General features: G+C 58.1%; 11 protein-coding genes and 3 pseudogenes. 6 read left to right on the plus strand and 8 right to left on the minus strand.

Annotated features, from left to right (window positions below; translation table 11 throughout):
- Nucleotide 1: 1 nt before the first annotated feature.
- Nucleotides 2–841 carry an IS21-like element helper ATPase IstB gene (gene istB, locus NKH91_RS22650; protein ID WP_352951003.1) on the plus strand — a complete coding sequence of 280 codons (840 nt, stop codon included), beginning with the start codon at nucleotides 2–4 and terminating at the stop codon, nucleotides 839–841.
- 44 nt (nucleotides 842–885) lie between these two features.
- Here istB and NKH91_RS22655 read toward each other — a convergent pair.
- From NKH91_RS22655 to NKH91_RS22675, 5 genes and pseudogenes are all read right to left on the minus strand, one after another.
- Nucleotides 886–2329, minus strand: a pseudogene (locus NKH91_RS22655) (protein adenylyltransferase SelO).
- Nucleotides 2330–2808: 479 nt separating this feature from the next.
- Nucleotides 2809–4011, minus strand: coding sequence for a PAN domain-containing protein (locus NKH91_RS22660; RefSeq protein WP_023680065.1), 1203 nt, complete (start codon nucleotides 4009–4011; stop codon nucleotides 2809–2811).
- Entirely contained in the window at nucleotides 3995–5581 is a 1587-nt protein-coding gene (locus NKH91_RS22665; RefSeq protein ID WP_352810640.1) for a hypothetical protein, read from the minus strand. The genes NKH91_RS22660 and NKH91_RS22665 overlap by 17 nt, the downstream gene beginning before the upstream one ends.
- A 237-nt stretch (nucleotides 5582–5818) precedes the next feature.
- A complete protein-coding gene (locus NKH91_RS22670) occupies nucleotides 5819–6517 on the minus strand; it encodes a thermonuclease family protein (RefSeq protein WP_352810641.1) in 699 nt (232 codons plus the stop codon).
- A 123-nt stretch (nucleotides 6518–6640) separates the two neighbouring features.
- Nucleotides 6641–6913, minus strand: coding sequence for a hypothetical protein (locus NKH91_RS22675; RefSeq protein WP_352517225.1), 273 nt, complete (start codon nucleotides 6911–6913; stop codon nucleotides 6641–6643).
- A gap of 923 nt (nucleotides 6914–7836) precedes the next feature.
- Between NKH91_RS22675 and NKH91_RS22680 the strand changes: the two are divergent.
- Nucleotides 7837–8115: pseudogene (locus tag NKH91_RS22680) on the plus strand (integrase core domain-containing protein); the annotation flags it as partial.
- Nucleotides 8116–8239: 124 nt separating this feature from the next.
- Here the strand turns inward: NKH91_RS22680 and gmd are convergent.
- The 3 genes and pseudogenes from gmd to NKH91_RS22695 form a co-directional block, all read right to left on the minus strand.
- Nucleotides 8240–9310, minus strand: coding sequence for a GDP-mannose 4,6-dehydratase (gene gmd / locus NKH91_RS22685; RefSeq protein WP_352479096.1), 1071 nt, complete (start codon nucleotides 9308–9310; stop codon nucleotides 8240–8242).
- Between the two features lie 131 nt (nucleotides 9311–9441).
- Nucleotides 9442–9755: pseudogene (locus NKH91_RS22690) on the minus strand (nodulation factor ABC transporter ATP-binding protein NodI); the annotation flags it as partial.
- A gap of 367 nt (nucleotides 9756–10122) precedes the next feature.
- Nucleotides 10123–10596, minus strand: a complete 474-nt coding sequence (locus NKH91_RS22695; protein ID WP_352810644.1) for a hypothetical protein — start codon at nucleotides 10594–10596, stop codon at nucleotides 10123–10125.
- Between the two features lie 247 nt (nucleotides 10597–10843).
- On the opposite strand from NKH91_RS22695, the gene NKH91_RS22700 reads away from it, so the two are divergent.
- From NKH91_RS22700 to NKH91_RS22715, 4 genes are all read left to right on the plus strand, one after another.
- The gene (locus tag NKH91_RS22700) at nucleotides 10844–10999 is read left to right on the plus strand and encodes a hypothetical protein (RefSeq protein WP_352483792.1); all 156 of its coding nucleotides are present in this window, start codon (nucleotides 10844–10846) and stop codon (nucleotides 10997–10999) included.
- Between the two features lie 393 nt (nucleotides 11000–11392).
- Nucleotides 11393–12382 (plus strand): nodulation protein NodZ, encoded by a 990-nt coding sequence (locus NKH91_RS22705; RefSeq protein ID WP_352810646.1) that lies wholly within the window; start codon nucleotides 11393–11395, stop codon nucleotides 12380–12382.
- Between the two features lie 152 nt (nucleotides 12383–12534).
- Nucleotides 12535–12696 carry a hypothetical protein gene (locus tag NKH91_RS22710; protein WP_352479197.1) on the plus strand — a complete coding sequence of 54 codons (162 nt, stop codon included), beginning with the start codon at nucleotides 12535–12537 and terminating at the stop codon, nucleotides 12694–12696.
- A 55-nt stretch (nucleotides 12697–12751) separates the two neighbouring features.
- Entirely contained in the window at nucleotides 12752–14167 is a 1416-nt protein-coding gene (locus NKH91_RS22715; protein ID WP_352810648.1) for a mannose-1-phosphate guanylyltransferase/mannose-6-phosphate isomerase, read from the plus strand.
- The last annotated feature ends 190 nt before the right edge of the window (nucleotides 14168–14357 follow it).

Genomic DNA, 14357 nt, shown 5'->3' on the forward strand with positions numbered 1-14357 from the left:
AATCGACCGGATCCGCCACGATCTCGTCGGCCTGAAGATGCCACGAGCGCTCGAAGCGCTCGATCATGTCGTGCGCCGGCTCGAGCAAGGCGAGATCGCCGCCCTCGAAGCCATGGACATCCTCCTTTCGGAAGAGTTGACCCTGCGCGAGAACAGCCGGATCAAGACGGCACTGCGCATGGGGCGTCTGGCCACGATCAAGACCCTCGCCGGCTTCGACTTCTCTTTCCAGCCCTCGCTCGACCGTGATCGAATCTTCACGCTGGCCCAACTCGGCTTTGTCGCCCGCTGCGAGGTCGTCCACTTCCTCGGCCCGCCCGGCACAGGCAAGAGCCATCTGGCCATCGCACTTGCCGTCGAGGCTGTGAAGGCTGGAAAGAGCGTCTATTTCTGCACGCTCGCCGAACTCATCGCCGCACTGGCAAGGGCCGAACGCGAAGGCCGCCTGCAGGAACGCATCCGCTTCTTCTGCCGGCCTGCTCTGCTCGTTGTCGATGAGATCGGCTACCTGCCCGTCATCCACGGTGGCGGCAATCTGTTCTTCCAGCTCGTCAACGCCCGCTATGAGAAGGGCGCCATGATTCTCACCTCAAACCGCGGCTTCGCCGAATGGGGCGAGGTCTTCGGCGATCCTGTCGTCGCAACCGCACTTCTCGATCGCCTGCTTCACCATGCGGTCGTCGTCCAGATCGAAGGATCGAGCTATCGGCTCCGCCAGCACGCCGAGCTCATGCCCGAACACTTGCGATCGAAAGCCTCCATCACGCCGCCGACATTAAATCCACCATCGCGGCCGCGCGGCCGGCCACCGAAAAATGGACACCCCTCCGCGACAGTCTGAGCGGCGAAACTGGGGAATTTTACTTCGGCACTTTTGGGGAAAATTCAGGCGGCATTGACAGCATAGCTCGCGAAGCCTGGCTGGACTTCGTATGGCTTGCCGAGCACGGTCAGAAGGTCCTCGAACGGTCCGAACTCCTGTTTCTCCACGGCGGCCGCGATGACCGCCTCAACGCGGTGGTTGCGGGGGATAACGGCCGGATTGACGCGCTGCATGGAAGCCCGGCGCGCTGAACCTTCCTGCGGCTCTTGCCCGAGCCGTTTGCGCCAGCGCTCGGCCCAGTCGTCATATGGGGCAGGGTCTTCGAAGAGGCTGCGCACCGCGACGTCGCCTTCGGGTCCCATAGCGGCCTCGCTCAGGCGTCGGAAAGTCAGGGTGAAGTCCGCCTTGCCAGCGACCATCCGATCGAGAAGATCCTGCGTCAGCGCAAGATCGCCTTCCCGCTCCGACAAAAGTCCCCAACTTGCTACGCAAGCCACTATTATATGCGTCGCTAAACCGTGCTGCGAAGGCAGAAAGCGCCTCTTGGGCCTGCTCCACGGATTTGTCCTGATCCTCAGCCAGGAGGGGCAGCAGACACTCCGCCAGCCGTGTCAGGTTCCACTGGGCGATCGCAGGCTGATTGGCATAAGCGTAGCGACCTAACTGGTCGATCGAGCTGAATACGGTCTTGGGATTGTAGATGTCCAGAAAAGCGCAGGGGCCATAGTCAATCGTCTCGCCGGCGATAGACATGTTGTCGGTGTTCATAACCCCGTGAATGAAGCCGACGAGCAGCCACTGCGCTACGAGGTTCGCTTGGCGCGCAATCACACTTTCCAGCAGTGCCAGGTAGGGGCGAGCAGCACCCGCGGCATCCGGGTAGTGCCGGGCGATCGCGTGATCAGCGAGAGCCCTCACCGCATCCACGTCCCCGCGCGCCGCGAAGAATTCGAAGGTTCCGATCCGCATGTGGCTGGATGCGACCCGTGTCAGCACTGCGCCTGGCAGGTAGGTTTCTCGTATCACCTCATCACCCGTCATGACCGCAGCAAGCGCCCGAGTGGTCGGAATGCCAAGAGCCGCCATGGCCTCGCTGACAATGTACTCGCGCAGAACGGGGCCAAGCGCCGCCCGCCCGTCGCCGCCGCGGGAAAACGGTGTTCGGCCGGAGCCCTTTAGCTGGATATCCCGGCGCACTCCTTCCTGATCGACGATCTCGCCTAGCAGGATTGCCCTTCCGTCGCCGAGCTGCGGCACGAACTGGCCGAACTGGTGTCCGGCATAGGCGGTAGCGATCGGCTCGGCACCTTCGGGAATCCGTTTGCCGGCAAGAATCTCAACACCCGCCTGCGTGGCGAGTTCTACCGGGTTGAGCCCGAGCTGGACGGCCAGCTCCTGGTTAAGCTTGAGGAGGTGCGGTGCGGAGACCGGGGTCGGGGAAACACGCGCATAAAACGAGCTCGGCAGCCGAGCATAGCTGTTGTCAAATGCAAAGCGTACCGTCATTCACACTCCTCAAACATCAACGGCAGTCGCGAGACGCTTCGTCGGTCGCAAAGATTGTTATCAATGACAATAGTGCCATCAGACTGCCGGTCCGTATGCTGATGTGGCGATGCTCGAACTTCATTTCCAGCTACGTCCAGAAATGGATGTGTCAGTGCCTTCGGGCAAGTAGCCTCTTCGAGCGGGACGGCTACGACGCTTCTCGCGCCAGCGAACGTCTGGTCTTCGCGAATCGGTAGCCTTAAGCCGCCTGACTGCTTTCGGCCCCATTTTTGACATTAAGTCAGACGGTCCCGCAATGCGCCGACGACAATTCTTTCTCTGAGATGCCTCAGTTGGCTCCACTTTGTCTGCTGGAGCTTCGTCGAAGAACATTCCTGCCGCTAACCCAAAGGTTATCGTGGAATTTTGCTAGCCACTCTCTTTGACAAGCAGCTTGGTTTCCATCGCTCCTTGAGGATAGGTTCTTCGCTTCAACTTTAGTTGGCGACGCTCTTGATGCCAGACGCGACCGCTGCGTTATCAGCGGATTGGGTTATGCTGTTGAAAAGGACACACGCACTTTCTTTTTTGCGGAAATTGAACCCTAAGCAGGATTTGTCGTTTGCACATTGCAGTATGCAGTCTGGATATCGGAGCGGAGAGGTCCAATAGGCGTTGCCAGAAATTTCCGTTTTTGTGGCGAACACCAAATTCGAGTAGCGCAAATTGCTCTCGACCACTTTTTTTGCGGCCATGATCGACTCTTCGCTTTTGACCAGTAGCGATGCGTCCCCTTTCATGAAACAAGCTCGAAATTTTGTGTTATAAGTAACCGCTAGACACCTGAAGTCGGTGTCGCAGGCGGTTTGACACTGCTCAGAACTCACGTTCCTAATTGGCATATCCGGCAGGTCGTTTCCGATCGCGTCCCACCCGGACACGACAACAAATCCACTATCTGGATCGACCTCTGTCGCAGGAGTTTCTGCGGGGACAGTTGCGGCCTGCTCTCGTGACGAGTCAGGAATGATGTCTGAAGACGCAAATGTGCGACCATCCAACCACGCGCATCTTGTTGCAAGATCGACGGCGGATGAATCATTAAGGCCGACCAACTGAAGCGTCTGAGCAGCAGCGCCAGGCCCGGCTGGTGGCGCTGTCGGGGCAGAACGAGCTGCCAATGATACATTTACGTCTACGCCGTTCACACTCCGCCGAGAGTAACACCACGCTCGGTCCCAGGTTTGGTCGTTCTCATCCTTGAAGTGGTGACCTGTGATTAACTCCCAAGTGGTGCCTTGGAACTCGACGTTCTTGGTGGCGAACTTGTTGAAGTCGACGGTCACCACGTCAGGCTTGGTAGGGACGTCAGCCTGAGGCGCCTGCTCCTGAGTTGGCTTTGGAGTTGGAACAGGAATAGGCGGCTCATCTTTTGGGGAGGTGAGATCGCTTGGCTGCTCTATGGTCGGCAAAGCCGCCGGCTCCGGCAAGGTTTTGTCCCATAGACCAAGATTGATGCCTAGCCCAATCCCGACCGCCGCCACTGCAATGGCTCCGCCAGTCGCCATTCGGCGAAAGGCGGTCGCCCGGGCTGTCTTCTCTTGGGCCGCGGCTTGAGCCTGCAAGGTTGGAATCGCTGACCTTTTGACGGCGAGATCGACGGCTTGCTCGAGCAGGGTGGTGTTATGCCGGACGAGCACTTTTGCGACCCTTCATTGATACCGTCACGAGGTCTGAGACCTCAGGCGGCAAATCCTGGTCGAGGGCCTTGCGAAGGACTTCGGGATCATCGGTGAAGAGCGGAACATAGAGGATCTCTTTGACCACCTTTTCCACAGGCACCTGAACCCGCTTCTCAACCTCTTTCTCGACCATAACTTCGACTGGTACCTTAATCGTTCGAATTCGGCGCCACCGCCAACTCAGAAGCATTCTGCGGAGCAGCCTGGAAGCCTTGCTGTCTGAATTGTCCTCTTCTCGGGCGGCAATGCGCTGGAGCGCTAGAGCGACCATTGCCGTAATTGGTCCCGCGAGCGCGGCAATGAGCGCGAGCGAGCCGAACCAAATCACAGAGATTATTCCGGCCTGTGCCTCAGTCACCAGTTCAGGTTTGCTGCCGTACCACCGTGAGGCAATACGGCGGACCTGATCTGTCCGCGCCATTGGGATCCGCTCCTTGGCCAAGGCGCTGAGGGCTTTGGCAATCTGGTCCTGTCTGACCTGGTTTTGCGCCGAGGTGTTTGCCTTGTTGGCTTCTGCCGCCTGGGCATCTGCGAGCCGTTTGCCCGCTTCATCCAATCGACGCTGCCAAGCCGCGGCATCACTATCGCGCGTTTGCTCCAGAGACGAACGCCTATCGACAAGCTTCTGCCTCTGGTCAGTAGTCATAGGAGGGCTATTTGCCCGCAAACGATCGAAATTTTCGCGCAGCGCAGCAATCTCTTGATCGAGCGGGTCAATCTGAGTGTCGAACTTGGTGATAATTTTCGTGCGGGGGTTGGCAAGTTTAGCCACTTCCGATTCTAGCCTGCGTGCCGAGTCGCTGTCCCCTGAATCGCGCGCCATCTTGATACGTTCAACAAAGCTGTCGCGTTGGCGCTCAAACTGATCGACAGCCTCTTTAACTTCGCGATCACGCTGTTGAATCAGCGCCGATCGAACCGCGTTTTTCTCCTCCACTTGATCGCGAACACGCGAGGCTTCTGGGGTAAGGGCTGTCGTTCCCTCCAATTCCGAATTGGCCTCGGCAATTTGCGACTGAAAGGTCGCACGCGATTTTTCCGCAAGAGAAGTCAGCTGCTCAATTTCGGAACGGGCTTGATCGACCTGATCGGCTCTTCGACCAAGTTCGTCAGCAGAGGCGAGCTTTGTCGCTTCCTGCTCAAGGGCATCAATCTTGTTTACGAGCTCCTCATAACGCAGCTGACGCAATGCGCCTGCCCTCTCCATCCCCATAAAGACAGTTTCGAAAGTGATGCCTGCAAGAACCAGGAGGAAGACCAAGATTATGGGCTTCCAGAGCCAAGACGCGCTGAAAAGCAGTGTAGCTATCGGTATCTTGGTGAGCTCCGCGATTGCCACCATGAGAAAGGGTGCACTGGCGAGCGTCAAATCCATTGCAGTGACAGACTCGCTTGCAGAAAACGCTTGTACGCCTAATGCTACACCTGTCGTAAGACCAATCGCTGCGGCCGCAATCTCTAGGGCCCAGGCACCACGGTAGGTCCACTGGCCATAGCTTGCCAGCTTTTGACTCATCACAGTCTGCATTTTACTCGCCCCCCCCGACAGGGCGACATCACGCCTTGATCGCCTGGCAGCATACACTTAACGGTTTTGAAAGTCTTAGTTAAGGCGTCTTCTCTCTATTGTCGCAATAACTTTTTCTGCCCTTCAGATATAGAATACCTCGTCAAAAAATGGGGTTAGCAGACCGCGCCGCCCATGCATGGTCTTCGTTAGATCGGTGTAAGCGGAAAGCCGAACAGGCCGTAGCGCGCATTTCAGCTAGCAGAGTGTTTCGCATGGGATCCCATCCTTGTCGCGATCGAGTTTTCCGCCCCATGAGCAGTTTTGCAGGTACCAGTTGGCTTCGTCGCAGGAACCGATCTGCTTGCACGTTCTCCGCGGCTCGCAAGAATAGCCGCTCTGCGCGACCAGCTTACGGCTGATGATGCCCAGTGGGCGGCTCGACGGCGCCGCGCCGTCGGCGTGCGCAGCGCGCCATTCCCAGGGTGCCTGAAACGTCCCGGCCCACAGGCCGATCTTTGAGGCTTGGGCTTGCGCCTGCTGCCCCGCATAGGCGCCCTGGCTGTAGTGAGGCCAATCCAGCGCCTGGCCGTGCTGGACCATCCAGGCGGCCACGCCCGCGCCGTCGGCGCGCCGACAATCGCCGACAAAGCGGTGATAGCGATCCCACGTCACGAATGTGCATTCGAGCGGCCTCGACGCGGCCAGGAAAGTGTCCAGCGCTTCGGCCGATCGCCGGCCGCAAGGATACTCGGCGCCATTCGCATCGCGGCACAGCTGTCGGCTCTCTGGCGCGTCGATGCCGTTGAAGCGGACGCGCTGGCCGTGGATTTCGATCGTATCGCCGTCAATGACGGATGCGACACCGGTAAGCAAGGCGGGCGCCGCCCTTCGTGGGCTGGCCTTTGATGCATCGTCGCTGCGTTGCGCGCCCGACGGCGCCAGGAAGGCAGCCACTGCCGCCGCTGCCGTAAGACTGAGCATTGCCGGCACGCTCGCAAGTTGGCGCCGCCACAGCTTGGCACCGGTGGGTCTCTGCCACCGATTGGATCGATATTTGCGGTATGGCCTGCTCATCCGCTACGCCGACCAGCCCGGCCATGCGCTGTCGACCATGGGCAGGCCGGCGCAATAGTAATCGTCAACGAACCGCCCGGTGGACCGGTCGCGGCAGCGCCAGATAACGCTGTAGTTCTGGCCATAGAATTGGTCCCACGCGACGCCATAGATTTGTGGTGGCGGTGGCCGGTAATATGTTCCGCCTCCATAGCCGTTGTTGGCAGCGACACCCACAGCTGCGCCGCCGACAGCCGCGACCGCTATTCCTGTCGCGACAGCATTGTCGGTTTTCACAAGCCTGGTGCACTTCTCTGCTGTTGCGCGCCTGCGCACTAGAAGGGCCGCTACCCGACTACGATACTGTTCGTCCGTGCTGCTGGCGAGAACGTGACATAGCGCAACGGTATTCATTGCCGTGAGATCGCTGTCCGACACGACAGTGCTCGTAGAGCAGCCGCTGACGCACAGGGCTGCACTTGCGATGAGTGCTCCAATTTTCATGTGAATTCCCCCAAACAAATATTGGGGCGAGTCCGACCTAGAAGTCCAGAGTTTTGTTTTTCACATTGCTACGATTCACAGCATGCTGCGGCTAGCTGGCATCCACTGCAACCAACTCTTCCGCCGGTCGTTGACTGATGCTGGGTTGATCTCAGCCACTCCAGAACTTGCCCGCTGGCTCAAAACCGGCGGGCTTTTTTTCCGCGACGCCGGAAGGCTCTATCTCGCCGCATGTTGTGGTACATCGGCACGCCGTCATCGGGCCGTGCCGTTGACCAAGGTGGTCCCTCCGCCATGGTCGGCCGGCGCAGCCTTGACCGTCCGCGCGGGCCATCCCAATCAAGCCCGCTGGCTTCGGTCGGCGGCTTTTTATTTGATCCCCGGCGCCGTCGGCTTGGATCTAGATCCTCGCCAGTGCCGGATTTGAAGGTAAGCTGCGGCGGTATGATCGCACTTCGCGCGGGACGGACCATTGGTGTGCAGCAAGAGCGCCGAGTTCATTCGGCCAAGATTCTGCACTAGGCCGAGGTAGGTGAAGGCAGATAGCTATCCGGTAATCGCTGAGATATTGGAGATAATGTTCCCCCATGGAGGTGTGTACCAGTATTATAAGTTTCCAAACTTCATGTACGAACGCCGTGGACGAGCTGCTGTGTGCGCTTGCCGTAAATCGCTTCCGCGAGTTCACAGTCGGAGGTTGGCTAGGACCCTAACGCGAGAGCTTCAACGGCCCCCTTCGCGATGAACTCCTCAACGAGACGCGGTTCACGTCCCTGGCCCAGGCCCGCGCGAGGCTCAATGTATGGCGCGCCGATTACAACGGCGCGCGTCCGCACTCGCACATCGGATGGCAGACACCCAACGAATGTGCATCGACCTTCAACCCGCGACGGTCGCTCGCGCTGCGCAACGTGAAACGCTCCGCGCCAGCACCCGTCGCGTCCACTGGCCATCAGGGCAAATCCACCCGCGGAAACGAACTCAAGACTGGATAAAATTTGGGGGAAACGTCAGGGCGGCCATAACTTTGCAGTCTTCAGACGCGAGGCGGCCTACAACAGCGCTGCCCACCATGCTTGTGGCCCGCGACCCACACGGCTTTTCCCTTCAGATCGTACATTATGCTTCCTTCATGATTACCGATGTCTGCATGACCTTGAGGTCTTCCCGCACCATTTCCGCGGCGAGCTCGCGCACGGATGTCTCATGCACCCAGCCGAGCTTCTCCTTCGCCTTGGTGGCATCGCCCAGGAGAAGATCGACTTCCGTGGGGCGGAAGTAGCGTGGGTCTACCTGGACTAGGCATCTGCCGGTCTCGACATCATAGCCCTTTTCGTCGACTCCCTCACCACGCCATTCGAGCTCGACGCCGACATCTTTGAAAACCCATTCGACGAATTGGCGGACAGGGGTCGTCTTGCCCGTCGCCAGCACGTAATCATCCGGTTGATCCTGCTGCATCATCATCCACATACCACGCACGTACTCACGCGCATGGCCCCAATCGCGTTGAGCATCGAGATTGCCGAGATAAAGCTTGTCCTGCTTGCCGAGGTAGATAGCAGCGGCGGCGCGGGTGATCTTGCGCGTCACAAAAGTTTCGCCGCGCAGTGGGCTTTCATGATTGAAGAGAATGCCGTTGGAAGCATGGATACCATAGGCCTCGCGATAGTTGACCACGATCCAGTAGGCGTAGAGCTTGGCGGCGGCGTAAGGGCTGCGCGGATAAAAGGGCGTTGTTTCGTTCTGCGGTACGGATTGCACGAGGCCGTAGAGCTCTGAAGTCGAGGCCTGATAGAAGCGGGTCTTGTCCTTCAGACCGAGAAGGCGGATCGCCTCAAGAAGTCGCAATGTTCCGATACCGTCGGCGTTTGCTGTGTATTCCGGCGTTTCGAACGACACCTGGACATGGCTCTGAGCGGCCAAGTTGTAAATCTCGTCTGGCTGGGATTCCTGAACTACTCGGATGAGATTAGTCGCATCAGTGAGGTCACCGTAATGCAAAATTAGGCGCGGATCGGGATCGTGCGGGTCTTGGTAGATGTCTTCGATGCGACCCGTGTTGAAGGAAGAGGAACGTCGCTTAATCCCATGAACGACGTAGCCTTTTTCCAGCAGAAGACGCGTGAGATAGGCACCATCCTGTCCCGTTATGCCCGTAACCAGAGCAACTTTCCTGTTCTCGCCCATTTTCTTCCTGCTCTATGGTAGTTGAAGTTTCGAATCTGGCTCGCCACACCGGCGGCCCGCCTCATACCCTATGGTAGGATTTCGACAGATGCGGCGCGGAGCTCGTCATTGACAGTGTCAGCCAGCGAGCACACCTGCTCCTGCTTCGAGGCATAGCAAAACAGAGTCTCGCCGCTAACCTGCCTAAGTCGCACATGCGGCCTGAGTGCCGAACTCAGACGGGGTGAGCGACATAGATTTCAATCACGTCGCACCCGATTTGCTCATCAATCAGCGAGTTAGGACGCCCTTCTGGGATTCTACATCCGTTCTCAAGCACGCACAGTCGGTTGCCCAGCCGCTCCGCTTCTTCCACGAAGTGGGTGGCCAGTGGAATCGTATTTCCCTGCGCCAACAGGGCACGTAGCAGTTCCCAGATAAAATGGCGAGCATGTGGGTCCAACCCACACTAGAACTCCACCATCCCTCTTTTGCGCTGACCAAGTAATCTTTGCCTGCTTCAGCGTCTTCTAATGGAAATTGTTTTGATCAGTGAAATCGATTGTTTGGATGAGGTGCATCCATAAAATGGATTGTTTGACAGGGCAGCGCGGCACCATCGGCGGCACAAAGTCGTGGGCGCGAGGTTTCGCTCCGCGCGAAGACAAAGTTCGTGGCAGTCGGGGGCTTGGGCGAACCGCACATCTGAGACGGCGGCGAAAAGCCGGGTAGGGCATTACGTATTGACCTCCAAGGAATTTCGGGCGCGCTAGCCCGAAAACGGTGGCTGGGCTTCAACGATGGGCGGGACGAGGCGACCATCAAACTGTGATTCATACTGTAGGCGATCGCAGTGCGGCGAATTTGAACGGCCGCCTTTGCCAGCCCTCGCCATCGCATCCGGCTACAGGTGCCGAAGATCTTCTCGATCCGAGTACAAATTCTGTGGATCGGTTGGTTCCAGGCGTCGAGCTTTCGGCCTCGTCGCGCCCCCACATAGCGGTTGCGACGATGCGCGGCCTTCCACCCTTGGCGCGCACCGCGTCGCCGAGATGATTGCCTCGGTAGGCGCTGTCGGCAAACACTTCGCCGGGATTGTCGGGCAGAGCATCAGGAACGGCGTTGCCGTCCTCGGTGTGGGCGCCGTGGGCGATCTCCTCGACAAGGGCCGTATCGGCGTAGGCACCGAAATGGGCTTTGAAGCAATGAAACGCTGGTCGGCGCTTGTACTTGACCCAATGGCCCTCTTCATCATCTTCGCTGGCCGAGGCGATGATCGCCGCATCGACAGGCGTGCCGATCTTCACCTAGATCGCTGAACTGGCGGGTGATCTCGGCGAACAACAGGGTCATGAACCTCAAGGGCCTGTCGAAAACGGACGAGAGCGGGTTCGCACAGGTGTCCGCTCTGACACCGAGAACCCGCAGAACCGTCGGAACGATCCTCCACATGGCTGCAGACGCCAAAATTCCTCTCCCGGCCATCGTCGCACAGCATCGCGTGCCAGTCGCTCAGTCCAGCCGGCTCGAAAGCTATCCGGCAGGAGTTGCGCCATGTTGGCGCACTTGAAAGCGTCAGAGGGCGCCGTGTCGCATCTTTCGATGGGACCGGACGCCATGATGGCCATAAATGACGTGGATGGCCTGCGCCTGACATTCGACGGCTGGCGGGTCCTGCACATCCGTCCTTCAGGAAACGCCCGCAAATGACATGTTACGTTGAGGCAGTTAAGAATTGGACTTGAAAAAGGGACTTTGTGGACTGCCTCGACCGGCTGTTTCGCTTAGCAAAGCGCGGCCCCACGTCAGCAGAGGCTCATGGTCAAGGAACGCCTTAGTATCCATCACATGGATGGGCCACATTCACGCAATCAATTTTACACATCTCGCCGGGCGCATTAGAGAACGCTGAATTTAAACCGGAAGCGAGTGTACCCGGCGTCAAGATTTGCGAGCGTCACAGAGATAAGGATAGGCAGTGCTGAGGAGCTCTTCTGCCCCACGCGCAGCCTCTACCAAATCGCCCGGCGTAACGGTCGACTAGTATCGATTAAGAGATCCCAAGTCAGATGCAACCTCGTCTCTGAAACGAGATTTCCGAAAATGCAGGTCAGTGGATTGGTAAAGCGCAGGTTCGTCGTCTCTCAGAGGCGTACGGGGTTCGGTGATTGTCTGTGGTCGCTGGCGGCCGCTTGGCGCTACGCTCAGCGGTCGGGACGAACGCTAGCCGTCGACTGGCGCGGGTCCTGTTATCTCGACCAACCCTTCACAAATGCCTTTCCGGTGTTCTTCCAACCGATCAATGACATCGCTGGCGTACCGGCTATTTGCGACGACCGGATCAACGACTTTTCCTTCCCGGGTCCATTCTTCCCGGAGTGGTGGAATAGGCCAGCGATCGACTGCCTTTACCGCCCAGATGAGCAGATTTTCCAAGAGCGCGACGAGTTGGGCGAGCTCTTTCAGGCCGAACAAGATGTCGAAGCGAACACAGTAGTGTGTGACGCTTGCTTGATGTGGCGCTGCGATGAGGATGCCGAGCGGCAGGTCTTCCAGAGTGTCAAGCCTCGGTCTGAAATTCAAACACGCATAGATGCCATTTACCAAGAATGTTTTGAGGGGCACAGCATCATCGGGGTTCATGTTCGACATGGTAACGGTGAAGACATCATGGACCATGCGCCCTACTGGGCCGATCCGGAGTTCGCCGTTCGACAAGTGTGCACTGCGGTTGATAAGGCTAAAGCGTTGCCGCACCCCAAGCCTGTGCGGCTGTTCTTGTGCACGGACAGCGCGCAAATCCTGGATCATCTGTCGGCCAAGTTTCCCGATCTTCTCACCGTCCCCAAGCATTTCCGATCCGATCAAGACGGCCCCTTACACACTGCAGCACTTGGGATGGACGGCGCAATTTCCGCCCTCGTTGAGATGTATCTTCTCGGGCGCTGCGATACTGTAGTTCGGTTTCCTCCGACGAGCGCCTTTACACGATATGCACGCCTTTTCGTACCGCGGGTAATTGAGTTCGATCTGAAGGACCCAAGTCGTTTGATTTTGATAGAAGGCAGCCAAAGAGTCTCTCATCTTGATTAAGACCGCTACCTGGGCAATTCGGCAAATGGAACGAACAGGCATAGAGACATCGACCGCAATCCACGAGAGGCGGGCCATGGCATACGCTAAATGTCCCGCAGCTGCTCAGCTTGATCCGCAGGCTTGAGGATCCGGACACACTGCAGCAGTTCTTGGCTCCATTCGGGACTGTTGCCGACGTCGATGAAACCAACGGCCTTAGGGCACGAATACAGAATGACGAGATCATTCATCTGCGGCCGTCCGGCAACGCGCCAGAACTTCGCTGTTACTCGGAGCGCCGCAAGACCATCCTAGAGCGACGGCGGTCGTGACGCTGACGCTAAGGGCGCGGGCAATGACGTCCAGAGACGAAATCGAGGTTGTTTAATGAAAGTGGTTCCCGTCATCATCAGCGGTGGAGCCGGATCGCGGCTATGGCCCGCTTCGAGGCAATCGCACCCCAAACCTTTCCTTAAAGTAGCAGATGGACATTCTCTCATTCAGCACACTGTGCTGCGCGTCGGTTCGATAAAGGGCGTAGTGGAACTCGTCGCCGTGACATCTGGGGAACACCTCTTCCTTACCAAGGACGAGTTCGACGAACTAGATTCCGTGGTCCTGCCACGCACCTTTTTGCTCGAGCCTGAAGGCCGGGATACGGCCGCAGCCGTTGCGGCAGCCGCCATCCATGCCAAGGCAACGCAAGGCCCTGACGCGATTCTATGCGTCTTCCCAGCCGATCACATGGTTGGCAACCTGCCTGCATTTTTAGACGTCATGTGCCGGGCCATCGAACATGCGAAGCTCGGGCGGATCGCCACATTGGGCATCACCCCAACCAGACCGGACACGGCATTCGGCTATATCGAAGCGGATGGTGAGAAAGTCGTCCGTTTCGTTGAAAAACCGGATCTGGACACAGCCAAAGCCTATGTCGCGTCCAAGCGCTTCTTCTGGAACGCCGGCATTTTCTGCTTTAGCGCACAAACCATGCTCGACGAGATGGCATCGCATTGCCCCGCGGTGATCCAGGCCGCCTCCGACAGCTACGAGAACGGGCGCTTCAGTCAAGGCGAAGGCTTTGCCAAAATCGAACTCGCGCCTGAGCATTTCGGCTCCGCCCCGCGAATCTCGCTCGACCACGCTGTCATGGAGAAGACGAACAAACTTGCCGTGGTTGCCTGCGACATGGATTGGAACGACATCGGATCCTGGAACGCAATGGCCGATTTGATCGCCCCCGACGAAAGCGGGAACAGGATACGCGGCGATGTGCATATGGTCGACACGACCGGCAGCTATGTGAGCTCCGACAAGCGCGTCATCGGCACGGTCGGTGTCAGCGATCTGGTGATCGTCGATTCCCCGGACGCTTTGCTTGTCGCATCCCGCGACCGCGTTCAGGACGTCAAGAAGCTGTTCGAGGGCCTCAAGGCTTCAGGACATGAAGCTCACCTGGTCCATAGCACGGTACACCGGCCGTGGGGTACCTACACGGTTCTTGAGCAAGGCGAGCGCTTCAAGATCAAACGCATCGAGGTGAAGCCCGGTCGGCGGCTGAGCCTGCAGATGCACTATCATCGTTCGGAGCACTGGGTCGTGGTCAGCGGCTCCGCGAAAATCGTCAATGGCGAGCAGGAGTTGTTCCTGGCGACAAACCAATCAGCCTACATCCCCTGCGGCCATAAGCATCGGCTGGAGAACCCAGGCAGAATTGACCTGGTGATCATTGAAGTGCAGAGCGGCGATTATCTCGGCGAGGATGATATCGTTCGCTTCGACGACGTATATGGTCGAACGTAGATTTCACCCGCATGACGAGAACGGTCAACGTGTCGCTGACTAATTACCACTAGGAAGGCCGTCTGCCCACTCAGGACCGGATGCTTGTGGAATCGGGAATTGACCAAGGCAGCGGCGAATGACCGCGAACGGCGGCAACGAGGTGCGAATAGGATGGCTGAGCGTATGATCGAGAATACCGCAGTTGCGG

Source organism: Mesorhizobium sp. M0894 (assembly GCF_040319725.1).
Classification (GTDB): domain Bacteria; phylum Pseudomonadota; class Alphaproteobacteria; order Rhizobiales; family Rhizobiaceae; genus Mesorhizobium.